The sequence below is a fragment of the Bifidobacterium sp. UTBIF-78 genome, assembly GCF_006408945.1.
GTDB lineage: Bacteria > Actinomycetota > Actinomycetes > Actinomycetales > Bifidobacteriaceae > Bifidobacterium > Bifidobacterium myosotis.
Genome location: NZ_JFAO01000019.1, coordinates 51920 through 76520, shown reverse-complemented (window position 1 = coordinate 76520; position 24601 = coordinate 51920). Strand labels below are relative to the sequence as shown.

The following is a 24601-nucleotide window of genomic DNA, read 5'->3' as shown; positions in this document are numbered from 1 at the left end:
ACCCTAGCTTCAGGAAGCCGTCTGCGGCTTCTAACTTGTAGGGTTATGCCCAGAATCAGATTGAAGGGTCTGTATTTCGTGGGATTATGCCCAGAACGGGTGCCTTGTACGTGTTATGGGCGTGTTCTGGGCATAATCTAGGGGAGTCACAACCGGACTTGCCGTCACTTATGGATGAACAGGCCGCCGTCGCCCCAAGCCCACTGGCCCTGTCCGGCACCGACCTGGAAATGCAGTTTGGCGATGCCGAGGTCGTTGAGCGCCCAATGTTCGTCGCCGGCTGCGGGGTCGATATGCGCGGCGGCGGTGTCATCCGCCGGGTTGTACGAGAACGTGATTGGCTGGCGGTTCATCGCGCTCGGCGCCTTCATTGCGGCTTCGGCGCCGGCCCTGAACCAATCGGGCGCGGCCGCGCGGGCGGTGTCATCCATCGGGGCGGTGAACTGCTCGTACGTCTTGGTCGGTCGGTGCGTGCGCTGGATCTCGCACAGCTCCTCATAGGACTTCGCCCGATACGCCAGATGGTCCTTCGGATGCCCGATCACCACGGCCAGATACAGTTCCTGAGAGCCGGCCACGCGGCAGTGCCTTGCGGCCTCCGTGCGATCCCACGAGCCTGCCACCCACAGCGTGCCGAGACCGCGCAGCGTGGCGGTCAGCACCACGCGCTCGGCGTAGAAACCCGCGCGCTCCCTGGCTTCGGCGTCATCCTTCGGGCCGACGATGGCCAGATAGTTGGCGGCGTTTGTGAGATGGCCGGAGGCGTTGGCCTCGGCGAACACCTTGGGCTGGTCGCGCACGAGCTGGATATTGAGGTCGGAGATCAGGTTGATGGGCTGCAGCGCCATCTCGAGCTGTCGGGCCGTATCGTCGTCGATCGGCTCGCTGTCGTAGGCGCGGACGGCGGTGCGGATGTTGATTGCATCGATGAGTTGCGTATGTTCTGCCATGACTACCATTATCGCGCGCAATCGGAGGAAATCGATGACGGACCGCCGCAATGGTCGGGGATTTATGGATGATGATTACCGTCGATGAATGGGGCTGTGAGGCGAACCTCCTGCACACGATTGCAAAACGTGGTCGCGATCTTTGGCGTCGGCTCCCGCGCGCGTTAGACTGGAAGCAACAGAAGAACCTCATTTTCCCGGAAAGGAATGGTCAACGATGATTGAAACCGCACAGGCTTTTGGCGTTGACATCGGTGGCTCCGGCATCAAGGCCGCGCCCGTGGATCTCACCAAGGGTGATTTCGCCGAGCCTCGTCTGAAGATCCTCACCCCCGAGGTGTCCACGCCGCAGGCCGTCGCCGCCATCGTCAAGCAGCAGCTCGACCATTTCGAAGTGCCGGAATCCGCCCCGGTGGGCATCGCCTTCCCGGCCCCGATCAAGCCCGGCAAGAAGCTTGACTTCATGGCCAACCTTGACCAGTCCTGGATCGGTGTGGACGTCACCGAGGTCTTCTCCGAGGCGTGCGGCCGCCCGGTCGTCGTGGTGAACGACGCCGATGCCGCCGGTCTTGCCGAGGTGCAGTACGGCGCCGCCAAGGGACAGGACGGTCTGGTGATCGCCACCACGCTGGGCACCGGCATCGGCACCGCGTTGATCTACAACGGCCAGCTTATCCCGAACACCGAGCTCGGCCACATCATCCTGAGCGCCAAGCATCCGGATGCCGAAAAGTACGCCTCCTCCGCCATCCGTGAGCAGGAGGAGATGAGCTACAAGAAGTGGGCCAAGCGTCTGACCAAGTACTACGGCCTGATGGAGAAGTACTTCAACCCGGATTTGTTCACCGTGGGCGGCGGCGTGAGTCGCGTCAGCGAGAAGTTCCTGCCCTACGTGGACATCAAGACCCCGATCGTGCCCGCCACGCTGCGCAACCAGGCCGGCATCGTCGGCGCCGCGTACTACGCGAGCACCAAGCAGCAGTGAACCGGGTGGGTGATTCGGGTGATCTGATGATTCGCTCGGTTCGCCGGCTTGATGCGCGCCTCGCGCGCTGATGCATATCCGAATGGGTTCCCTTCATCAAAGGGGCCCATTTTTCGTTGGCGTGGCTTTGCATCGGTGCGCTCCTGCATCGCACAACGGTATCGGGGACAGGGTTGGTTCTAAGGTGGGAAACCATGACCGTGCATTTCTCCTCCCGCGTGAACGTCAGCGATCCGAATCCGATTGCCGTGGCTGAGGCCCGTGCGAAGGCGGGCGGCCTCGCGTTGGGCAAGCTGAATGACTCCAACCCCACAAGGCATGGCTTGGCTCCCGTACTCGTGCCGAGCGTGTACACCGCCGAGCCGCGTGGTCCGCGGGCCGCGCGCGAGGCGTTGGCTGCATTCCTTTCCGGCGACGCGATCGCAGATCGTGCGGCATGCAGTGGCACGGCAGTCCGCGGAGAGTGCGTTGACGGTGAAGTCGCCGATGATCGGGCCTTGGCCAATACGACATTCATCCACCGTCATGATTCCGTGGATGACGGATTGCATGAATCCGCGGCATCGATTGGGGGCACAGCAGCTCCAATCCCGGTCAATCCGGATGACCTGTACATCCTCAGCTCCACGTCCGAGGCTTATTCGTGGCTCATCAAGTTGCTGTGCGATGCCGGCGACGCGGTGCTTGCGCCCAAACCGGGCTACCCGCTCATCGAATCGATCGCGCGGCTGGAATGCGTGGACACGGTCGAATACCAGCTGCAGTTCGACGGCTCATGGTTCATCGACACCGCCGCCATCGCCGAATTGCTGGACGGGCCCGATGGCGCTCGCATCCGTGCGATGGTGCTCATCAATCCCAACAATCCGTCCGGTTCATATGTGAAACCCGATGAGCGACGGGCATTGGTGGAATTGTGCCGGGAGCACGGCATCGCGCTCATCGCCGACGAGGTGTTCTACGACTACACGCTCGAGCCGTTCCCCGGCAACGCGCGACTGGCGGGGGAGCCGGGCGTGCTCACGTTCGCATTGGATGGCTTCTCGAAGATGCTCGCCGCGCCCCACGCCAAGGTCGGCTGGATTCAGGTGTCCGGACCGGCGGATGACGTCGCCGAGGCCAAGCGCAGATTGGATTTCATCGCCGACGACTATCTGCCGATGAGCGACATCATCGCGCGCATGATGCCGGACCTGCTCGCTGCGGCCCCGGCACAGACCGCGCGGGTGCGGGAGCGTGTGCGCGGCAACCTCGCCCGGTTGCACCGGCTCCTTGAGGGCGACCCGAACGGCCTGGTGAGCGTGCTGCGGGCTGAAGGCGGCTGGAACGTGCTGCTGCGCGTGCCTTCGGTCATCGACGAGAACGAACTGGTATTGCGGCTTATCGCCGACCATCGGCTCACCGGTCAGCCCGGCTATTTCTTCGACATGACCTCGAACGGCTATCTGGCGGTCTCCCTGCTGCCCGAGCCGGACGAATTCGAGCGCAATATCCGCGCGGTGCTCGATACCGTCGCCGCCGTGCTGCGGTGAGTGGCCGGGCGTCACCTCCCGATTCAGCTGCGGGACGGGTCGGGCGCGACGTGGTCGAAGACGTTCTCGTCGCCGCCGGGCCAGTACGTCAGCAACACGGGCAGATCCTTGCGGGGCATGAGTGTGCGCGCTTCGTCCACACGATCGTCGTCGATCTCGATGGAGATGAGTCTTGATTCACCGCCCGATGGACGGAAGCTGAAATAGTGTCGGTCGATGAACGGTATTTTGCCACTGTACATGGCCGGTACGGTGATCGGTCCCTTCCGGAGGCATGCGACCGGTCCCTGCATCAGGGTGACCGCCACGACCGTGCATATCGCGATGAAGGCCGCATGAAGAAACGCGGTTTTGGCGATGTCCGTTCCCACGGCCGAGGCTTTGATGTGTTGCCTGATCCGAGCTTGTCTGCCCAATGCGAGCTTGACGATGAGATGCATCAGCGAACATGCGGCCCATGCGGCCGCGGTCAGACCGAAGAGCATACGTCTGATTACGCCCTGCATGCCGAAGCCCGACAGGGTGATATGCAGGATGACGGCCGCGATGACAAGAACCACCATGACGGTCAGCGTCACGGCATGTAGCCTGGAGACAGACTTGTAATCGAGATTCGCGATGGTGATGTCATCATGCGCGCGTTTGGCTGCGGCTGAAGCCGACGACGTGCTGTTGCTGAGCGCATCTGACGTTTCTTTGGGTGTTTCACGGAGTGTTTCACGCGGCCTCTTCGAGTCCACGCGCAGGAATCGGCAGACCATCGGCCGGTCGTACATCTCGAGGTCGAACCATGTGCCCGGTTCGGTAAGCGCTTGCGCGACGGCGGGGTCGGCGAACGCCTTGTTCAGGTTTGGGTCGCTGCGTTGCAGCACTATCGTGCGTCCGTCTTCGGTGCGGAACCGGCAGACGGTCACCGGATCGTCGTCATAGTCCTTTTCCTCGGTGACCTCGAGCAGCACGGCGGGCGTATGTTGAGGGCCGCGGGCCAGCGCCTTGGCGTTCCGGATGAAGAAGTAGCCCTCGAAAACCGTCAGAAAGACGGTGAGCAGGAGAGCGAAAGCGGCAATCACCGTATCACTGGACGAGCGGGTGGGAGACAGCAGCATCCTGACGGCTGCGACGGGCAGACACAGGAATCCGGTGAGCACAAGGTAGTACATCACCAAACCGATCTGTTTCTTGACCAACGGATTCATGGCATCCTCCCGCCTTTGCGTACCACATCCATTATCGAGTGGCGCCCGGGTCGTCGCCATGGGCGGGAAGGATTGCAGCCGTAGAATTCATGTGCTGTTCATGCTCGGATTCCGGCTGGCTGGAGCCGGTCTGAGTCACGAATCGACCTGTGGATAGCGGCGGTCATGTCGTTGACTATGTCGTTGACTGCGGGAAACGATGCGTTTTCCGGCTAACCGCAGAAGACCATCGTTGTGGTGTGACGAGCACACCGCGAAGAACACAGTACGATTGTCGGTTCTCAACGCTTGAGTGTCGGATTTCGATGCTCGGCTGTCGGTTCTCAACGCTTGACTGTCGGATTTCATACGTATGGCGTACGAAATCCGACACTCAACCGTCGAGAACCGACACTGAACTGTCGGCATCCGACAGCTCTGCGTCGAGAACCGACAGCTCTGCATCGAAATCCGGCAGGCTGGCGTCGAGAACCGACACTGATGGATAGGCGGACGCACGTAGAATGGACGGTATGGGATTCTCTTTCTTCAAACCCAAGGAACTGCCGCACCCGGCATCGCTCACGTTCACGCTCGATCAGGCCGGTCATGCCTATGACGACGGGCATGTGGGACTCGAACCCACGTCCCTGACCATCATGGAGAAGCGCGTGGCCATCATCGGACTCAACGGCGCCGGCAAATCCACGCTGCTCGGGTTGCTGGACGGCTCGCTCAAGGCATCCGCCGGCACGGTGACCATCGTGGGCGACGACGAGCATCTGGACCCGGCGTCCAAGCATGATCTCAAGCGCATCGACGATCTGGTGGGCAAGGTGCGCCGCGAGGAGATTCCCAACAGCTTCTATCGCGCGAAGAACATCTCCGAGGCCGTCTCCGAGGCGTTGAAGAAGCACAAGGTGCCCGAGGGGGAGCGGTTGGCGCGCATCGGCAACCTGTTCGCGCATTTCGATCTGGCACAGGTCTCCAAGGCCAAGGCCAGCGAGCTGGATTCGGAGAAGCGGCATCTGCTGGCCATCGCCGTGGCGCTGAGCTTCAACCCGAGCGCCATCGTGGCGGACGAACCGAGCAAGGGATTGGACGAGATCGGTACCGCGCATGTGGCCCGCGCCCTGTTCAGCTACGACAAGCAGGTGATTTTCGCCACGCATGATACGGATATGATCCGTCGTCCCGAATACGCGATCGACCGCACGCTGGTGCTGGATGACCATCGGATCGTCTTCGATGGCACGCCGCAGGATGCCGTGTCGTTCTACGAGGATCTGATTCGCGGCAAATACGAGGCCGCGAAAGCCGCGGCCGAGTAACCCCGTCAGACGAAGTAGAAGCCTCGGAAGCCGTATTGGTAGACGCGGTAGATGTACGAGGTGCTCAGGGCCATCCGGTACTGGGCTTTGAGCTCGCCCGAATCGTCGTACACGCCGAACACGCCCTGCATGCCGGTGCCTACCAGATTGAGGTCGTCGGTGATCTCCTCGGCGGAGGAGACGTACGGGGAATACGGCACGTCGAACGACTGCACCTCGGTGTACGTGCCGGCTTGTTCGTCCACCAGATACTTGCGGAATTGCGAGGAGGAATCCTCGTCCTTCGAGGATTGGGCGGTGGAGATGCCGTCGATGACCGTCCAATCGTAATCCGGGCGGGTCATCGCATAGCCGAAGTTGTTGTCGAACATGTAGACGTAGTACTGGCCGTCCTCGAGCGAGGAGTCGTACTGCACGGTGATCGAGTGCTGGCCACCGGTGTCGCCGAAGTCGCCCACCTTGGTCAGGAACGAGTCGGCCTCAGGCGTGCCGGACCAGACGGACGTCTCGCCGATCATGTAGTCGAGCGTGGGCGTGCCCTCGATGTCGTTCACCTTGACGATGGTGGAGGTCTCTCGGGCGGACAGCAGCGCCGAACCGTCATCCATGAGCTGGATGGTGTTGAAGTGTATCCAATCCCAGCGGTTCGAGGCGGTCGGGTCGGACTCGTCGATGCCGGAATGCGTGGTGGAGGCCTTGTATTCGGGGAACAGGTCGCCGAAGTCCACCAGTAGCGAGACCTCGCCGGTGGAGGTGTCCACCTTGATGACCTGATCCTGTACCGCATGGTCCTCGCGCTTGAGGTCGGTGGCGAGGGAGACGATGTTGCCATCCGAGTCCAGCGCATAGTCGTGATGGAGGATGAACCGGCCGCCCAAATCGATGATCTTGACCAGCTTGCCGAGCCGGTTCATGCCCACGAACGTGCGGGTGGAAGCGGAGAACCACATGAGCCCGTCATCGTCGAACAGCAGCCGGTGGGAACGGTAGTAAAGGACCGGCACCTCGCCGCGCAGCACGCCGTTCGCATCGTAGTAGTACATGAAGTCCTGCTCGTCCGAATCATTGCCGAGGATGGCGTACAGTCCGTTGCCGAGCGCGGTAGTGGTGTCGTCGTCAGGGGAGACCGTCTGTTCGAGACGGACCTCCTCCGAGCCGAGCAGCTTGGGGCCGTTCTGGGTGATGGTCCGCGTGGTCGATGAACCATCGGTGCCGGTGATGGTCAGGGTGATGGTGTTCTTCACCTGGGGGATGAGGCCCAGCACCAGGAACTCGTGGGTGGTGGAGGCGAGCTCGCCCGTGGTGACGTCGGACGCGGCCTGCGACTCCTCGGATGCGCTGGTACTGATCGTGTCGCCGGTCATGGATTCGGCATAGTTAACCGCGCTACGGACGGTGCGCGCCGCCTCATCGCTGGTGATGGCGGTGGCCGTGTAATCCGGGTAGCCGTCGGCCGAGACCGTGTAGCTTACGGTGGCGGTGTTGTCGGTGGTGAAGTACACGTACATCGACGTGGTGTTGGTGCCGTACGGGTTGACCTTGGTGTAGATGTTATCGACCGTGCGCTTCTGGGCGTCGCGCTCGCTGATGAGTTCGTCGTCCATCATCTTCTGGTAGTCGTCCGTGTACACGCTTTCGATCTGGGCGTTGAGCCGTTCGACTCGGCGCTCGCGAATGGCCGCGCTCACGTTGTCATTGGAGACCATGCACAGGCCGAGTGCGATGGCCGCGGTGGCGATTGCGGCGACGGCCTTCACGGCGCGGTTGGAGAACGCGCGCGTGATGGCCGGGCGGTTGGATGATGGACGGGATGGCATGGTGACGGGCATGACGAATCCTTGGGATGACGCAAGTGAACGGACGATGAAGTACGACGTACACCATATGCGCCATCCTTGGAGAACAGCGGCCGAAAGGCTGGAAATACGCTGAGTAATCTCCGGATGTTTCTACGTTGCGGCGGAAGGGAGTGGCTCGCCGTCTCAGCCGAGGAAGAACGCGGCCATATCGTAGTCGTAGACGCGGTACACCAGACCGAAGGCGCCGGTGAGCTTGACCTTGTACTGGCCGAGCAGCGAGCCCGACTCATCATAGACGCCGAACACGCCCTGCATGCCCGAATCGACGAGCACCCGTCCGCCGTCGAGCTCCTGCACCGAGGAGACGTACGGCGAATACGGCACGTCGAACTGCTTCACCTCGCGGTACGTGCGGGCGTTCTCGTCCACCAGATACCGCCGGAATTGCGACGTGGCCCCCGACGATTCGACGGCGTCGAGCGAATCGACCGTGTTCACGCCCTTGATGGCAGCCGCCCAATCGAAGCCCGGACGGGTCTCCGACTTGCCGAGGTTGTTGTCGAACATGTAGAGGTAGTACTGGCCATCCGGCAGGGACGGATCACGCACCACCGTGATGGAATGCTGGCCGCCCGAATCCGGGAAGTCGCCGACCTTGGTCAGATGGGTCTGCTCCCACGGCGTGCCCCGCCAGACGGCGGGCGTGCCGATCATGTACCCAAGCTTCGGCGTACCCTCGATGTCGTCGATCTTGATGATGGTGGAGGTCTCTCGCGAGGAGAGCAGCGCGCCGCCGTCGGCGGTGAGCTGGATGGCGTTCACATGGATCCAGTCCCAGGTGGCGTCCGAACCGCCGTATCCCACCCGCTTGGTCTTGGCCTTGTATTGGGCGAACATCGAAGAGAGGTTCACCAGTTCGCGCACCTTGCCGGTGTGCGAGTCGATGCGGATCACCCGGTCCATCTCGCTTTTGTCGGTCGTGTTGTTGGCGGTCGCCAGCGCCACGATGTCACCGTTCTCGTCGAGCGCGATGTCGTGATGGATGGAGAAGCGCTCGCCGATCGACAGGATGCGAGCCGCACGGCCCACGGTGTCGAGCGCCACGAGCATGTTCGAGTTCGCCGTGTACCAGACCAGTCCGTTCGCCTTGTCCTCGAGCAGACGGTCCCATCGATAGTCGACGAGCGGGATTTCGGCGCGGATCACGCCGTTCGCGTCGTACAGCGGCGTGAAGTCCTGCTCGTTGCTTTCGTTGCCGATGATGGCGAACAGCCCCTGTCCGAGGGCGGTGACGGTGTCGTCATCCATCGGCACCGGTGCCTCGAGCCGCACGTCCTCCTCGCCGAGCAGTTTCGGACCGTTGACCGTGAGCGTACGGGTGTCGCTGTCACCGTCCGGGCCGTCGATCGTCAGCGTGACGGTGTTGGATACGCCGGGGACGAGTCCCATCACCAGGAATTCGTGGCGGGTGCTGGCTGCAGAGTCCTTGGCGGGCTGTGCCGAATAGTCCGGGTAGCCGTCGGCGTGCACGGTGTAGCGCACGGTCGTGGCGTCCTCGGTGGTGAAGTACACGTACAGGGCCGTGGTATTGGTGCCATAGGGGTTGACGGCCGTGTAGATGTTGTCGATGGTGCGGTCCTGTGCGTCGCGGGCCGCGACGAGCTCGTCGTGCTTCATGCGCTGGTATCCGTCGGTGTACACGTTCTGAATGGTGGCGTTGAGCCGTTGCGTGCGCGCGGCGCGAATCGATGCGCTGGTGTTGTCCTGCGTGGCGAGGCATACCCCGATGGCTACGATCAGGGTCAGCGCTGCGGCGAATATCCTACGGGCAAGGGCGGCGCGGGTGCCGCGAATCTGCAAAGGCATATGCGATGATCTTCCCAAAACTGAACGGCTCTACGGCTGAAAGACGGTCATCTTCCATTATCGTTCGGAGACTGGCCAAGGCAGGCCGTTCTGCATTACAGCAGGGTGAACCATGCCTGAACCTGATGCCAGAGTGTGGGGTTGTTCATAATGAGCGCGTCGTCGCGGGCCGGCACGAAGCAGCTCAGCACCGCCACCGCGAGCGTGGCGATGGTCAGCAGCGCCACGACCCAGCGCATGAGCCAACGCCACGGTGTGACACGGCTGATGCCATCGCCGGACGCGGCGTCGTTCGCGCCGGCTAGGGTGCTGCGGTCGGGCTCACGCCCGTTGACCAGCCAGAGGATTCCCGGAATCGAGGCCAGCGCCGCCAGCCATCCGAAATCGGCGGAATACCGCCATCCCAAGCCGCCGACGTAACTGTCGAAGACGATGAGCACGCCCGCCAGCATCAGGCAGGACATCAGCCATGGGCGCATGCCGTGCATCTCAAGCCCGCACAGGAAGGGCAAGGCCAGCGTTAGCAGCATCAGCGGCGTGGCGGTGAACAATGCGCCGACCATCACCTCGTAGTAGCCCCAGACCGGCATCGGCGCGGGGGAGACCTCCAACCAGGGGAAATGGGAGACGAACCGCAACGGCAGGAACAGGTAGTACCAGATGGTGGCGGGCATGTCCGCGAGCGGCTGGGTGAAGCGGGTCATATCCGAGACGCTGAACTGATAGGCGTTGCCGAAGTTGAGCGGCGAGCCGAACCGGACCTTGTTCCACATCATCAACGGCGCGACCACGACGATGGCCGGGATGATGACGGCAAGCGGTGCCCGCAGCGCCTTGGCCGGACTGATGCTGCGGGATTGCAGCCCGGCGATCACCGCGCGGATCTGCGGCCAGAACAACGGGAAGGCGAGCAGAGCGGTCAAGGTGAAGGTCGGACGGCAGCCGAAATTGGCGGCGATGCACAGGGCTCCGGCCGCGAGCCGGGGCAGGGAAAGGGGTTTCGCATCTCCCGCCTGCCACCGGTCGATGCTCAGCATCGGGCGGCTGGAGGTGTCCGCGCCCAGCCAGAACCATAGTCCGAGCGAGGTCAGGGCCAGCGAGGCCGCGAACGGCACCTGGTAGAAATTCGTGCGGTAGATCAGATACCCGGCCTGCGACCCGAGGAGCGAGGAGACGGTGATCAGCGAGGCGGCGGCCAGCGAGGTGTGCGGCATCACCCGGTGGACCACGCGCAGCACGAGCATCGAGAAGAAGATGACGAACAGCAGGATCAGGAACTGTTCGGCCGCGGCGGTGGGCAGCATGTTACCGGTCAGGAGACGGTAGGGGACGAACAGCAGGAAGGCCGGCAGCGCGCCGAAGTACGAATACCAGTGTCCGTCATAATAGACGTAGTCCCAGTAGATCGGACTCACCCCGTCCTTGAGCAGCTGCAGACGGGTGGGTACGTCGTAGGGGTCGGCGGTGGCGGCGAGACGGTCCGGCACCTCCAGATCCAGCCAGGGGTGGCCGGCGATGATGGCGTCCGCCACATGGCCGTATTGGTCGTAATCGTAGGTGTAGCCGCCGGCGATGTGGAAGGCGAGCGGCGAGGCGTAGACCAACTGCCAGACGATGGAGGCGCCGATTGCGATCACCGGTATGGCCATGAGACCGGCGAAGGCGAGACGCTGGCGGACGGATGCGGGGTCGAAGCGGATGCGCCACAGACGGCTGCCCGGCCGCCACAATGCGATGAGCAGCAGAATCACCGCCATCGTGGCCACACGGGCCCAGCTTACGGTGAACGGGACGCGCACGTTCGCACGGGCGTCGGTGACCGGCACCAGCGCGCCGCGCTTCTCCTGAATCCAGAGGCGCACGGTGCCCGCGCCGGGGGCCTTGACGTAGTGGCTGCGTTCGGCGGCGGGATTGAGCGATCGGCTGCGGCCGATGGTCGTGGTGGGGGTGGTTTGGGTGTCGCCGGTGCCGGCGGTGGAGTCAGCGTCGGTTGTAGTGGCGTCGCCGGTGGTGCCGTCAGCGGATGTTGTGGCGTTGCCGCCACCGGATGTATTGGCGGGCGTGTCTCCGGATGTGCCGCCGGACGTCGATGGGTCCGGCTTGGTGATCACATCGGCCCGCACATGGATGGTCGTGAGGGGTTTGGCCACCTCCTTGTCGCCATTCGTGCGGGATTCGGCCTCGGCCTGCTTGCGCACCTGCTTGATGGTCGATTCGTCGGTGGTGTCGATGCGCAGGTATGGGGAGGTGCCGTCCGCGGTCAGTTCGAGATAGGCCTTGGTGGGGTCGGTGACGGTGAGCATGCCGTCGTCGGTGCGCTTGAGTCCCGGGCCCAGCGTGTTGTGCACGGCGTTGGTGTCGGTGCTGGCTCCCAGCGTGCGCCAGAAGGGCGCGTTGAAGACGACGCATTCCACGGCGACGATGGCGAGCAGCGCCGCCAACAGCGCCAGCAGTGCGCGCACCGGATGCGCGTGGCGCTGGGCCCCGACCTTCCCGGAGGCCGCAGATTTGGATTCGCCGGGCTCTGACTCCGAGGACCCTGACTTGCCTGCCGCCGGTACGAGGGTGGCTGGTTCGGGTACGCCGGGGCGCCGGTCCTGCCGGTCGCGCTGGTCGCGGTGGGAGAGGTCTTCGGAAAGCACCTCATTATTCTATAGGCTTTATGTCGTCCAAACAGGAGAGAATGTGAATCATGCCAAAACGTACGTCGAATCACAGGAAGCGCAGCCGCACATCATTGCTCGGGGAACTCAAGGATTCGATGAACGCGCTTGCCGTCGATCTGGGACTGGTCAAGCCCGCGCCGGCGACGGCCGATCCGTTCGGCGACACGTTGCGTGAGGCCAGCGAACGCAGGGGCGGCGTCATCGACGAGCTGACCCGGCATGCGGTCGCGCTCGGGCCGATGGTCAAACGTCGCGCCTTCCCCGCCTTGGAGAACGTGCCGGACGGGCTATTGCTCGGCTGGGCGCAGTTGCCCGCCACGCAGGGCCGTGGATTCTCACTGGGCATCTTCACCGACCGCGACCATTTCGCACAGGTGGCGTTCGCCGATGCGCACGGGCGCGTGTTCGTGGGCACCGATCCGAAGATGGACGTGCAGGAGATGCAACCGCGTTTCGTATTCGGCAAGGAGAAGGACGTGACGCTGCCGGACGGCGACCGTCTGGGGCTAGGCAAGGGCTCCGGGGCCGTGGGAGGCGCTGCGGGTGGCGGTTCGGGTCTTGGCGATGGATTCGGCGGTGGGCTGGGCGACGAGCTGGGCCGTGGATTCGAGCGGATTCGCAGGTCCGGGCTGTTGCGTGGTGCGTTCGGTGCCGGTTCTGTCGCTGGTGCCGGAGCTGGTTCAAACATGGTGAGTGACGGCGCGGCCCGTGACGGCAAGGGCGTCAAGGCCGTCGTCGGCAGTGTCGTGGGACGGGACGATTCCGCCCGTCTGACGTGGCTCGCCTCATGGCTCAAGTCCGGCAACCGGTACACGCTCGAACAGATGCGCGCCAACCTGCCGGCTAGCATGCGCTACGATCTCGAATACCGTGACGCGATCGCCATCGCGTTCTTCGCCGCGTACATGCTGCCGCAGATCAACGGTCTGCTCATCGGCTTCGGGTCGGGCAACATCTTCCGCAGGCTCAACCGCGAGGCGCCGATCGGGGCGATCCGCCGCTGCGTCCGGGACACCCTGGCCGCGCGCGCCCATGGCATGCGCGCCTCCGGACTCGAGGACCATTTCGCCGATCTCATGCGTGAGGCCGGCGCGTTGGACAAGACGCCGGGCCTTGAGGCCGTGCATGGCGCCGAGCCGCTGCATCTGTACACCTCCACCTATTCCAACGGCTATTTCTTCTCATGGGACAAGTCGATGGCGTTCGGCCAGGCCCTGAAATCCCTGAAGATCGAGGGCAACCTCAACCGGTTCGCCGCTGTGAGCGCGTGGCTGGAGCGCAACGCCTCGCTGGGACGCAACCCCACCGAGGACACCGTCACCCGCGCCGAGGCCGCGCAGATCGACATGAAGCTTATCGAGAACCCGGCCCTGATGGCGCTCGACCCGTACGACGGTTCCGATGAGCGTCGTGCCGTGCTGAGCCTCGCGTCCATCGCGGAACGCACGGCCGAGCGCATCCGCGGCGATTTCCCCGATCCGCGCGATATGGCGTCGGATGGCGGGCACGGTTCCGGTGCTGGTCTTGGCGCAGGAGCCGATTCGGACGAATGGGTGTATCGTCAGGCGCTCTCCTCACTGTTGCGCCGGCTTCGTCTGCCGTACCGGTTCGATGTGGAGTTCCGCTCCCGTCTGGACAGCGGCGAGGTGGCCATCGGCTTCACCACCGCCGGCACCTCGATGATGCCGGACAGCCGCTACGACGTGTCACGGCGTACTTGGCGCACGTTGAGCGGTCCGGAACGCGCCTCGATGAGCGCCGCCTACAACCTGCGCGTGGGATTGATGATGGCGGCGATGAGCTTCGGTGCCAGCAAGTCCGTGCGTCAGGTCTCCCTGCACATCGATTCGATCGGTCTCGAGGAGGCTATCGCCGAGCAGGATTCAGCCATCGAGGCCATGATGAGCGAGGCGTTGAGCGCCTTCGAACACCTGCGCAGCGGCGATATGGGCCGCGCCGGGTCCAAGGCCGACCCTAAGGACGGCGACTTCCACGGAGACCCGACCCGTCCGATCACCCATGAGGAGACGTTCGGCCAGCCGTCCGTCGGCGAGGACCGTATGGACGATGACGGCGCGAACGCGGGAACGCGCGACGCGGATGATACCGGGGACGGCAAGGCGTCCATCGACTCGCAGTTCGAGGACCTCATGCGCGGCGTGGACATCGATGAGATGGCGTTCAGCATGGGCGCGGCCGGCTCCGACGATTCGGCCGGCGGCAATGGCGACGACGCCGACGACGCGGATGCGGCACCCGGCCGGTCCACCAACGGCGTCGATGGCGGGGACGACGATCCGATGAGCGTGCTGCGCCGCAATCCCACCGTGCGCAACATGGTCACCGTCACTTTCACGCGTGACGCCTTCATGAAGCGTCTGGAGACGGATGGACTCGATAATCCTGAGGAGACCTACCGTCTGTTCGGTGCGGTCATGGATGTGGACGGCGAAGGCGGGCTCAAGCCGGTCAATGCCGACTTCGATCTTACGGACAGCCGTTTCTCGCCAACCGGTTCCCAGGATGAACCGGAACTGGCCGACCGTCGTTTCACGCCCGCCACGGCCCTCGTATTGGGTGCCCGTGACAGTGCGGGACTCGCCATCCAGCGCGTCGATCTGCTCCAGCACGGCGTCAACGAGTTCCATGGACTGGCGCAGGATTCCTCGATCGATTCGGTGGAGAAGGCGCAACGCGCCATGCGGATCATCGAGTCGATCAGCGATCCTGAGCTCACGGCGCTCGCCTCCCAGGTGACGAGCGCGCTGATTGACGGTGACGATACGCCTGATTTCACGTTCACCATGGCCGACGATCTCGACAAGGAGCGGCTCCGCGCCCGCGATATGCTGTTCTCCGGGCAGGCCCCGCAGGCCATCGAGGTGGCCGAGGCTGCCGTGACCCGACTGGATCAGGTCTTCGCCGCCGGCCCCGGCGTGCCTCGCTACTTCAATTCGTACGCGGAACGTGTGGTGTACAACCGGCTGTTCGCCACGCCGGACGAGCGCACCGTGCTCATCCCGGATAATCTGTTCTACGCGCATATGGAACTGGCGGACGTGCTGAGTCAGATCAAGAACGCCGACGCGGCGATTCCGCACCTGAACCGCATGGTGGCGTATGCGCCGGCCTACCCGCTCTCGCATCTGAAGCTCGCGATCCAGCTCGCCCGCAAGGAGGATTGGGATTCGGCTCGTGCCGCCTGCCTCAACGCGCTGCGCGTCGCGCTGGATCGCGACGATGCCGCGTTCGCCTACTACCGATTCGCCTATGCGGAATGGATGCTCGACCACTTCGATACGGCTGCGGCCGCCTACCTGATGAGCGACCACATCGCGCCCGGTGCCATCGGCTCGTTGGAGGGCGAACTGCAGGAGCTGGTCTCCCGTGCGGATTCCCAGTGCATTCCGATCCCCGAATCGGTGGAGGAGGCCGCGCATGTGCTCGCCATGCACGATCTGCCGGTCTGGCCGCATATCGAAGTCGCCGGCATCATGCGTGACGCCGCCCGGGTGTGCGTTGACGAGGGCATGTTCGTGCCCGCCCGCACGCTGTCGGTGGCCGTGGCCCGCATGAACGACGGCGAAGGCGACGGCATCGACGTGGTGCAGGCCCAGTTCCTTCGCTCCCTATCCGCCTGAGCCCCTTCCAAGCCTCCCTCTTACAGGGAACACTGGGTGTCGTAATAGGGAAGCCTCTCTCTGATGAGGGAGGCTTCGGTGCACTGGCGCTGACGGAGGGAGAGACCCGCAGACAAAGCCCGCAATCCGGCAATACAGGGCATCACCCCATCAGCTGCTCGGCCAGCCCACGGAACGTAGCCCCGATTCCATCGGTGCGAAGTGCCCCTTCCGCATCCAGCACCGCCGGGCGGCCTGCCTCGCCGGTCTCGCGTACCTCGGGCACCAGCGGCAGTTGGGCCATCAACGGCACGTCATATCCCAGCGCTTCGGTGAGCTGGTCGCTCACGCGCTGGCCGCCGCCCTCGCCGAAAATGCGCAGTTTTTCGCCGTTGTGCTCGTAGTAGCTCATGTTCTCCACCACGCCGCGCACCTTCATCGGCACCTGCAGCGCCACAAGTCCGGAGCGTACGGCGATATCCGAGGCGGAGGGCTGCGGGGTGGTGACCACCACGAGCTCGGCGTTCGGCAGTGCCTGCGCCACCGAAATCGCCATGTCGCCGGTGCCGGGCGCCAGATCGAGCAGCAGCACGTCCGGCGAACCCCACCACACGTCCGACAGGAACTGTTCCAAGGAACGCTGCAGACGAGGACCGCGCCACAGGATGGCCCGGTCCGCACCGGCGAACATGCCGATGGAGATGAGCTTGACGCCCCACGCGGTCACCGGCATCAGCATGCCGTTGAGGTTCGTGGGCTGGGTGTGCACGCCGAACAGGCGGGGCAGCGAGAAACCGTAGATGTCCGCGTCGATGGCGGCCGTATCGTAGCCCAGCGCGGCGAAAGTGGCCGCCAGATTCGCGGTGACCGAGGACTTGCCCACGCCGCCCTTGCCGGAGGCGATGGCGAAGATGCGCGTCTTGACGCCCGGCTTGCTGAACGGGTTCTGCTTGCGTTCGGCCTTGAGATCGGCCACGAGATCCGCCAGTTTGTCGCGGCTCATCGAACCCACTTCGATATGTGGCGTGAGTTGGGCATCCGGATAGGAGGTGACCGCACCGTTGATCTGGTTCGTGATGGTCTGAGACAGCGGGCATCCAGGCACGGTGAGCTCCACATGCACTGTCACGTCATATGCCTCGCGATGGTCGGCGGCGTCAGCGCTAGCCTCGGCCGCGACGGCATTCGCAGTGCCCGCGTTGCCGTGGCTGCTGGCGGTGGGGGTGTCATCGCTGGCCGGGGCCAAGGCATTCACCGGCGTTGCGTTGATGGCTGCGATCATGCCCAGATCGGTGACAGACCGCCCGAGTTCCGGGTCGATCACTCGACTCAGCCGTTCGTAGATTGCCGCTTCGATCTGACGGGTATCGCTCATGCATCCTCCTTATTGCCGCGTACCAGACTAGCGTGCAATCGCCCGCCATGCCATACTTCGCAAAGAGAAATATGAGGTCGCCCCTTTCGACAAGAGCACAATCAGATCATTGAGACTTGGTACCGGGAGGTTCCAGCTACGTCTCCGGCCATACAATGCCGGTCTGGTGAAACAGATGCCAAGCCTGATATCGATTGCCTCCCTCTGATGAGGGAGGCAATCGGAATCAGACCTCCACAGACTTGTCGGCTTGGTGTTTGTCTTCCTCGGGCAGGAGGAAGGATGGCTTAGGCCTGGGCGACCTCGCCGGTTTCGAGGAGTTGGGCGAACTGGGCCTCGTTGAGCATGGGGATGCCGAGTTCCTCGGCCTTGGTGGCCTTGGAACCGGCGTTCGCGCCGATCACCACATAGTCGGTCTTCTTGCTCACCGAGCCGGCCGCCTTGCCGCCGCGTTCGATGATCGCCTCCTTGGCGGAATCACGCGAGTATCCCTCGAGCGAGCCGGTGACCACCACCGTCTTACCGGCCAAGGTCTGCGGCAGCGTGCTGGTTTCGGCGGCGGCGACGCCCACGCCGGCCTCGCGCCATGCGCGCAGCGTCTCGCCGCGCCAGTCGCCGGGCTCGCGGGCGGCCGCGAACCACTGCACCACCGATTCGGCGATTTCCGGTCCCACGCCGTCGATCTGCGTCAGCTCCTCGACCGTGGCGGAGGCGATGGCGTCCAACGAGCCGAGCGACGACGCGATGAGACGCGCGGTGGGCGGGCCGAGCCGGCGAATCGAGAGCGCCACGAGTACGCGCCACAGATCGGCATGACGGGCCTTGTCCATCTCATCGAACATCTTGCGCGTGTTCTCGGCGGGCTTGACGATCACCGGAACCGCCGTGGTGCCGGTGCGTGTGGTCTTGTGATCCACGCGCACGATCACCGCGTCGGCGGGCACGTCGTATTCAGGGTAGAGGAGATGGGAGTCGGATTCGCGCGCGATGCCGTCATCGTTTCCGGAAGCGACGAGCCCGTCGACTATCCGTCGGGATGTGGTCGTCGGCTGTGCTGCCGGCTGTGCGGTTACCGACTGTGCGGCCGTCGGCTGTGTGGTTGCCGGCTGTGTGGTTGCCGCCTGCGTCGTTTGCGCAGCCTGTACCGCCTCCGCCGCCTCGGCCTGTGCCGCCAGCTGCTTGGCGGTGAGCTTGCGCGCCGGCGCCGGCAGCGTCCAGAACGCGGGCACCTGATGCCACAATCCGGACCCGCCGAGGCTCTTGCGCACCTTCTTCCTGCGCCCGTCGGGGCCGGTGACCTCGTGCACCTCGACGATGGACGCCTCGCGCCAGACGCGCACGTCCCTGAGATCGGCGGCGGTCAGCGCGAACAACCCGGCCTCGCTGGAGAGCACCGGCGTCTGGCGCTCCGGCAGCTCCAGACCGGGCACGGGCTCGTACGGTTCGGGCTCCTCGCCCGGCTTGACCACGATCTCCATGATGTTCGGCGCATACGTGGCCACGGAATCAGGCCGGTTCTCCTCGGGGTTGGTCAGCGCGATGGCCGACTGATCGCCCAGATGCTCGATGTCGAAGGCCTTGCGCGAGGCCAGCGAGATCACGCGCTCGGTCAGCTGCGCCGGGCAGCTCTCGACGTTCGGGCAGCGGATGTCCTTGTCACCCTCCTTGGCCGGTGCCAGCTTGGCACCACAGGACGGGCAGTACTCGGGCATCACGAACTCGCGCAGCTGCGCCTCACGTCCGCGACGGCGCTCGAGCACCGGGCCCACGAGCTCCGGAATCACGTCGCCGGCCTTGCGCACCACCACGGTGTCGCCGATGAGGATGCCCTTGCGCTTGACCTCGAAGGCGTTGTGCAGGGTGGTGCGGGCCACTGTGGAACCGGCCACGTAGACGGGCTTCAGTATGGCCACCGGCGTCACGCGGCCGGTGCGGCCCACCTGCACGGTGATGTCGAGCAGTTCGGTGTTGACCTCCTCGGGCGGGTACTTGTAGGCGATGGCCCAGCGCGGCGCGCGCGAGGTGGCGCCCAGCGTGCGCTGTAGGCCGAGGTCGTCCACCTTGACCACGATGCCGTCGAGCGCGTGTTCGATGTCGCCGCGATGCTCGCCGTAGTAATCGATCATGGCCAGAATCTCGTCGAATGACGTCACCGAGCGGTTGTGCGGCGAGACCGGCACGCCCCACTTGGTATACAGCTCATAGGCCTCGGACTGGTCGGCCACCACATCGTGCGTGCCGCGCGGATGGTCGGCACCCCAGTCGAGCCGGCCGAGGCCGTGCGCATAGAAGCTCAGGCGACGGGTCGCGGTGATGCGCGGGTCCTTCTGACGCAGCGAGCCGGCTGCGGCGTTGCGCGGATTGGCGAACGGTGCGCGGCCGGCGTCCTCCTGCTCGGCGTTGAGCGCGCGGAAGTCGTCCCAGCGCATGAACACCTCGCCGCGGATCTCCACGAAGTCCGGGATGTCCTCCTTCGGGCCGCCGAGGTTCGCGGGAATCGAACCGATGGTGCGCACGTTGAGGGTGATGTCCTCGCCGGTGACGCCGTCGCCGCGCGTAAGTCCCTGTTCCAGTACGCCGTTGCGGTAGATGAGGTTCAGGGCCAGACCGTCGATCTTCACCTCGCAACTCATCGGCAGCGGTTTGCCGGCCGGCCAGCCGAGGTCACGGATGACCGAATCGTACCAGTCCCTGAGCTCCTCGATGGAGAAGACGTCGTCGAGGCTCATCATGCGGCTGGGGTGGCGTACGGACGCGAAGTCGTTCGAGAACGTGCCGCCGACACGATGCGTGGGGCTCTGCGGATTGTCGAGCGAGGGGAAGGCCGCCTCGAGTTTCTGCAGACAGCGCATGCGGGCGTCGTAGGCGGCGTCCGAGCTGACGGGCGCGTCGCCGATGTAGTAGGCGATCTGGTCGGCCTCCACCCATGCGGCCACGCGCGCCCACAGCCGGGCGGCGGCCTCGGTATCAAGATCGTTCACATCGAGCCGGTCGAGGCGCATCGCATCCTCATCGGTGGGCTCCAGCGCGGCGATCCACGGTGCGGAACCGGGTGCGAACCGGATGATGCCCGTGTCCGGGCGCAGTTCGGCCACCTGTCCGTTATCTTCGGTCGCGGTGTCGTCGAAATCCCATGCCAGCTGTTCGGTGCGCTCTTCGGTGCTCATAGTCGTCTACTCTAGCCGACGCCGTGCGCTGGTTGTTCGGTGGTCGATCGACGGATATACGTCGGTTGACCGGCGTCCGTTCATCGAGCTCCCGCCCTCTGGTCATTGGCCGGTCATTGGCCGGTCATTGGTCATGCCGGCTGTTTCGGCTGTCGTCCAAGGTGTGTCATGTCCGGTTGCAGCCCGCCTACAATGCTGTGTGAGGGAGTGACCAATCGTGTCTGATCAGAACAATCAGAAGAATGCGGGCGCGGCGGTCAAGGCCGCGCTGCTTGCCAACGTCGGTGTCGCCTGCGCCAAATTCGCGGCGGCCGCGTTCACCGGTTCATCGTCCATGTTCTCCGAATCCGTGCACTCGGTGGCGGATTGTGCGAACGAGCTCGTGTTGATGGTAGGGGACCGGGCCTCGGACCACCAATCCCGTGGTGATCATCCGTTCGGTCTGCATCGCGTGAAGTACCTTGCGAGCTTCATCGTGGCCACGCTGCTGTTCTTCGTCGGTGGTGTATTCGCCGTCTCGCAGGCCGCAGGCAAGCTCGTCGGTCTGCTCGAGGGCATGATGTCGCGCGATGCGAATTCCGTGGAACTCATCGCCGCGCTAGTGGTGGTCGGTGTTTCCGCATGTCTTGAAGGATATGGTCTGCACACGTCCGTCCACGAAGCACGCGAACGGATGAAGCGCGTGCAGGTGGAGGACGATTCGCTGATCGGCTTCTGGCGGCGCACCAAATCCGCCGAACTCGCCTCGGTGATGATGGAGGATACGCTGGCCCTGATCGGTCTCGCGTTCGCAGGCCTTGGCATCGGCCTGTCGATCGTCACCGGCGACGAGCTGTACGATGCCATCGGCGGCATGCTGGTCGGTCTGGTGCTGGTGTGCGGATCGGCGGCGCTGGCGTTCAAGTCCGGTTCGCTGCTGGTGGGTGAAAGCCTTGACCGCAGCACGCGCGCGCTCGTGGTGAAGGCCGTGGAGGGCACGGCCGGCGTGGACCGGCTCATCAACATGCAGGCCATCCACATGGACGAGGATTCCGTGCTGCTGTGCCTCAAGGTGGAGACCTCGAAGCTGGATCGCGACTACGACGTCGAGACTGTGGACAAGATCGAGACCAACGTCCGTCGCACGCTGCCATGGTACGAATGGGAGATCTACGTCGAGCCGGACATCTGGCGGGCCAAGCAGGCCTAGTGTGTTGCGTCAGGAATACGCTGATTATCAGTTGTGAGACTGGCCGCTAGGCCGGGCATTCCCCGAAATAGATGTCGTGGTGCAGCCGGCAGCCGGGATTGAACCGGGCGCCACATGACGGGCAGCGCGGTTCGGTGGATTCCATGGCCCGGCCGTATTCGGCTTCGGTCATCTGATGCCGGCATATGCCGCACATCACGGCGGGGGAGTCGGGGTCACTCCATGGGATGCGTGGGTGACCGGCCAGTGCGTCGTGGCATTGGTAGCAGGCGTAGTACTCGCCGCAGCAGGCGAAACGGTTGGCCACGATGTCCAGCGGCGAATGCCAGTGCCGGCAACGGCCCTGCCTGTCCACGTCCAAACCGTGGATGATGGGAGCACGCGTGCCTTGATCGTTGTGGATAGCATGGCCGTCTTGGTCTTGCCGCCGGCTCCTTGTATCGTCTCGGCCTCTTCGCTCGCTCCGGTCACGCGCCACTGATGGTGCCGCTGATGCTTCAAGCGGTACCGCAGCCTCATCGGCGCGGCGCCCCATTCCTACGATGTTCATCCCCATGATGCGACACATCATACCGCCCGATGCGTGGAGTGGGGGATGCACGAACGCCCGGTTTCTCGATACAATGAATATTTATGGGAAAAACGACGATCAGGGTTCAATTCGATGACCCACTGGATGCGGCGCATTTTCTCCAGCAGTGTCGCAAGGAAGGGCTTGACGCGGAACTGGAGGATTCCCGTCCGCAGATCAAACGCAATGGGCCGGCGCTGGCGGCGTGGCTGAAAACCCATCCCGGCTGGTACGAGGTCGGTGAGTCGGTGAATCGTACTGCGGCGAACAAGGCGGTGCTCAAGATCCGCAACGGCGAACGCCGCGGATTCGAAAGCGGCAAATTCGAGGCGCGCATGGAGAACCGTGACGGCCGCTGGCTGGTATACGCGCGTCACATCGGTCGCCCGGCCCGGCCCAAGGTACAGCCGACCACCGGCATGGACCCATTGTTCTGAGCAAAGACTTGGTGACGGTATCAACGACAGGCGGCACTAGTGTGCTGCGCCGTAAATTCGTTGACGAATGACTACCCCTCAGACCCACTCCGCGGGCCAGCTGGCAAGGGGAGCCGAAATTGCCCCACCCGCAACGGACAACAACAATGGCCTCCGGCACATAACCGGAGGCCATTGTTGTTGCAGGTTCATGGGATAGCAATGTATCCCGTTTGGCTACCCACGAGTTGCGGAATCATTGGAATTCCAACGATTCCAACCCCTACCTATCAGATGTGGTAGTAGAGCTCGTACTCGAGCGGGGTCGGGGTCAGGCGGGCCTGATCGATCTCGTCGCGCTTGAGGCCGATCCAGGTCTCAATGAGGTCATCGGTGAACACGTCGCCGGCGGTGAGGAAGTCGTGATCCTCTTCCAGCGCGTCCATGGCCTCGGCCAGGGAGCTCGGCACCTGCTTGATGCCGGCGTGCTCTTCCGGAGGCAGCTCGTAGAGGTCCTTGTCGACCGGCTCCGGCGGCTCGATGTGGTTCAGGATGCCGTCCAGGCCAGCCATCAGCTGGGCGGAGAAGGCCAGGAACGGGTTGCAGGACGGATCCGGAGCGCGGAACTCGATGCGCTTCGCAGCCGGGGAGGTGCCGGCCAGCGGGATACGGATGGCGGCGGAACGGTTGCGGGCGGAGTACACCAGGTTGACTGGGGCCTCGAAGCCCGGGACCAGACGGTGGTAAGAGTTCAGGGACGGGTTGGTGAAGGCCAGCACGGAGGAGGAGTGCTTGATCAGGCCGCCGATGTACCAGCGGGCCAGATCGGACAGGCCGGCGTAACCCTTCTCATCGTAGAACAGCGGCTTGCCGTCCTTCCACAGGGACTGGTGGCAGTGCATACCAGTGCCGTTGTCGCCGGCGATCGGCTTCGGCATGAAGGTCACGGACTTGCCGGCCAGAGCGGCGGTCTCGTGGACGACGTACTTGTACTTCATCAGGTCGTCGCCAGCGTGCTGCAGGGTGTTGAAGCGGTAGTTGATCTCCTGCTGACCGGCGCCGGCCACCTCGTGGTGGGAACGCTCGAGGATCAGGCCGACCTTCTGCAGGTTGGCGACCATGTCGTCGCGCAGGTCCTGGCTGTGGTCAATCGGCGGAACCGGGAAGTAGCCGCGCTTGACGCGGTTCTTGAAGCCGATGTTCGGGGTGCCGTCCTCTTCGGTGTCAACGCCGGAGTTCCACGGGGCCTCGATGGAGTCCACCTCGTAGAAGGAACGCTGCATGGAGTTCTCGAAGCGCACCTTGTCGAAGATGAAGAACTCGGCCTCCGGAGCGAAGGACGCGGTGTCGGCGATGCCGGTGGACTTCAGGTAGGCCTCGGCCTTGCCGGCGACCTGACGCGGGTCGCGGGAGTAGGGCTCGTCGGTCAGCGGGTCGACGATGGAGAAGGCCACGTCGAGGGTCTTGTGCTTGCGGAACGGATCCACGAAGGCGGTCGTGATATCCGGGACCAGCTTCATGTCGGACTCGTTGATGGCCTGGAAGCCCTGCACGGACGAACCATCGAACGGCATGCCTTCGGTGAAGGCGTCCTTCAGGAACTCGCTAGCCGGCACGGTGAAGTGCTGCTGAACGCCGATCAGATCGGTGAAACGAACGGAGACATACTCGATGCCTTCCTTATTGATAAGGGCCTCGGCGTCTTCCTTGGACTTGAGTTCGGTCACGGGACCGCTCCTTTCGTATGAAATATAACGGTACCTATCGTAAAATCGCGCGTTTCGCAAGGTCGAAACTTGGGTTACGAGAATGTTTCGACATAGTGGATTGCGTTGGCCTAACGCCGGTATTCCAACGAAACATACAGTGCCCTGCCAAGGCGCCGTCGTTCGGGCCCGTCCGCAACGTGGACAGTGCTTGAACCGTGTCAGTGGAATCGGATGGGCCGCCGAGGGCGGA

General features: G+C 63.9%; 14 protein-coding genes and 2 pseudogenes. 7 read left to right on the top strand and 9 right to left on the bottom strand.

Going from position 1 to position 24601, the window contains the following annotated elements:
• Nucleotides 1–164: 164 nt before the first annotated feature.
• Nucleotides 165–950, bottom strand: a complete 786-nt coding sequence (locus tag BG22_RS05320) for a nitroreductase family protein (protein ID WP_140493858.1) — start codon at nt 948–950, stop codon at nt 165–167.
• Between the two features lie 217 nt (nt 951–1167).
• On the opposite strand from BG22_RS05320, the gene ppgK reads away from it, so the two are divergent.
• The 3 genes and pseudogenes from ppgK to BG22_RS05310 all read left to right on the top strand — a co-directional run.
• A complete protein-coding gene (gene ppgK, locus BG22_RS05315; RefSeq protein WP_094667724.1) occupies nt 1168–1935 on the top strand; it encodes a polyphosphate--glucose phosphotransferase in 768 nt (255 codons plus the stop codon).
• Between the two features lie 194 nt (nt 1936–2129).
• A pseudogene (locus tag BG22_RS11450) lies at nt 2130–2346 on the top strand (pyridoxal phosphate-dependent aminotransferase); the annotation flags it as partial.
• Between the two features lie 134 nt (nt 2347–2480).
• A pseudogene (locus tag BG22_RS05310) lies at nt 2481–3467 on the top strand (pyridoxal phosphate-dependent aminotransferase); the annotation flags it as partial.
• 23 nt (nt 3468–3490) lie between these two features.
• Here BG22_RS05310 and BG22_RS05305 read toward each other — a convergent pair.
• Nucleotides 3491–4663 (bottom strand): hypothetical protein, encoded by a 1173-nt coding sequence (locus BG22_RS05305; RefSeq protein ID WP_140493856.1) that lies wholly within the window; start codon nt 4661–4663, stop codon nt 3491–3493.
• 512 nt (nt 4664–5175) lie between these two features.
• Between BG22_RS05305 and BG22_RS05295 the strand changes: the two genes are divergently transcribed.
• Nucleotides 5176–5973: an energy-coupling factor ABC transporter ATP-binding protein gene (locus BG22_RS05295; protein WP_181163393.1), complete on the top strand. Its 798-nt coding sequence runs from the start codon at nt 5176–5178 to the stop codon at nt 5971–5973.
• Nucleotides 5974–5978: 5 nt separating this feature from the next.
• Here the strand turns inward: BG22_RS05295 and BG22_RS05290 are convergent, their stop codons facing one another.
• The 3 genes from BG22_RS05290 to BG22_RS05280 all read right to left on the bottom strand — a co-directional run bounded on the left by BG22_RS05290 (nt 5979) and on the right by BG22_RS05280 (nt 12100).
• Complete coding sequence (locus BG22_RS05290; RefSeq protein ID WP_375137698.1) at nt 5979–7802, bottom strand: aryl-sulfate sulfotransferase; 1824 nt, start codon at nt 7800–7802, stop codon at nt 5979–5981.
• Nucleotides 7803–7955: 153 nt separating this feature from the next.
• Nucleotides 7956–9638, bottom strand: a complete 1683-nt coding sequence (locus BG22_RS05285) for an aryl-sulfate sulfotransferase (RefSeq protein WP_140493852.1) — start codon at nt 9636–9638, stop codon at nt 7956–7958.
• Nucleotides 9639–9733: 95 nt separating this feature from the next.
• A complete protein-coding gene (locus tag BG22_RS05280; protein ID WP_258186218.1) occupies nt 9734–12100 on the bottom strand; it encodes a hypothetical protein in 2367 nt (788 codons plus the stop codon).
• A gap of 443 nt (nt 12101–12543) precedes the next feature.
• Between BG22_RS05280 and BG22_RS05270 the strand changes: the two genes are divergently transcribed.
• Entirely contained in the window at nt 12544–15945 is a 3402-nt protein-coding gene (locus tag BG22_RS05270) for a tetratricopeptide repeat protein (protein WP_375137699.1), read from the top strand.
• A 142-nt stretch (nt 15946–16087) separates the two neighbouring features.
• Here the strand turns inward: BG22_RS05270 and BG22_RS05265 are convergent, their stop codons facing one another.
• Nucleotides 16088–17299: an Mrp/NBP35 family ATP-binding protein gene (locus tag BG22_RS05265; protein ID WP_140493850.1), complete on the bottom strand. Its 1212-nt coding sequence runs from the start codon at nt 17297–17299 to the stop codon at nt 16088–16090.
• A 287-nt stretch (nt 17300–17586) separates the two neighbouring features.
• Nucleotides 17587–20466: an NAD-dependent DNA ligase LigA gene (ligA, locus tag BG22_RS05260; RefSeq protein WP_140493848.1), complete on the bottom strand. Its 2880-nt coding sequence runs from the start codon at nt 20464–20466 to the stop codon at nt 17587–17589.
• A gap of 214 nt (nt 20467–20680) precedes the next feature.
• Here ligA and BG22_RS05255 point away from each other — a divergent pair, with 214 nt between their 5' ends.
• Nucleotides 20681–21655 carry a cation diffusion facilitator family transporter gene (locus BG22_RS05255; RefSeq protein ID WP_140493846.1) on the top strand — a complete coding sequence of 325 codons (975 nt, stop codon included), beginning with the start codon at nt 20681–20683 and terminating at the stop codon, nt 21653–21655.
• A 46-nt stretch (nt 21656–21701) separates the two neighbouring features.
• Here the strand turns inward: BG22_RS05255 and BG22_RS11130 are convergent, their stop codons facing one another.
• Nucleotides 21702–22010 (bottom strand): CHY zinc finger protein, encoded by a 309-nt coding sequence (locus BG22_RS11130; protein ID WP_258186217.1) that lies wholly within the window; start codon nt 22008–22010, stop codon nt 21702–21704.
• Nucleotides 22011–22288: 278 nt separating this feature from the next.
• Here BG22_RS11130 and BG22_RS05245 point away from each other — a divergent pair, with 278 nt between their 5' ends.
• Complete coding sequence (locus BG22_RS05245; RefSeq protein ID WP_140493844.1) at nt 22289–22663, top strand: hypothetical protein; 375 nt, start codon at nt 22289–22291, stop codon at nt 22661–22663.
• Between the two features lie 269 nt (nt 22664–22932).
• Here the strand turns inward: BG22_RS05245 and glnA are convergent, their stop codons facing one another.
• Entirely contained in the window at nt 22933–24369 is a 1437-nt protein-coding gene (glnA, locus tag BG22_RS05240; RefSeq protein ID WP_094667715.1) for a type I glutamate--ammonia ligase, read from the bottom strand.
• Nucleotides 24370–24601 lie beyond the last annotated feature (232 nt).

Excerpts from the sequence above, each read along its gene's own strand:
- BG22_RS05320 (WP_140493858.1), bottom strand. The coding sequence starts at position 950 with ATGGCAGAACATACGCAACTCATCGATGCAATCAACATCCGCACCGCC.
- BG22_RS05265 (WP_140493850.1), bottom strand. The coding sequence starts at position 17,299 with ATGAGCGATACCCGTCAGATCGAAGCGGCAATCTACGAACGGCTGAGT.
- ppgK (WP_094667724.1), top strand. The coding sequence starts at position 1,168 with ATGATTGAAACCGCACAGGCTTTTGGCGTTGACATCGGTGGCTCCGGC.
- BG22_RS05270 (WP_375137699.1), top strand. The coding sequence starts at position 12,544 with ATGGTCAAACGTCGCGCCTTCCCCGCCTTGGAGAACGTGCCGGACGGG.
- BG22_RS05290 (WP_375137698.1), bottom strand. The coding sequence starts at position 7,802 with ATGCCCGTCACCATGCCATCCCGTCCATCATCCAACCGCCCGGCCATC.
- BG22_RS05285 (WP_140493852.1), bottom strand. The coding sequence starts at position 9,638 with ATGCCTTTGCAGATTCGCGGCACCCGCGCCGCCCTTGCCCGTAGGATA.
- ligA (WP_140493848.1), bottom strand. The coding sequence starts at position 20,466 with ATGAGCACCGAAGAGCGCACCGAACAGCTGGCATGGGATTTCGACGAC.
- BG22_RS05295 (WP_181163393.1), top strand. The coding sequence starts at position 5,176 with ATGGGATTCTCTTTCTTCAAACCCAAGGAACTGCCGCACCCGGCATCG.
- BG22_RS05305 (WP_140493856.1), bottom strand. The coding sequence starts at position 4,663 with ATGAATCCGTTGGTCAAGAAACAGATCGGTTTGGTGATGTACTACCTT.
- BG22_RS05245 (WP_140493844.1), top strand. The coding sequence starts at position 22,289 with ATGGGAAAAACGACGATCAGGGTTCAATTCGATGACCCACTGGATGCG.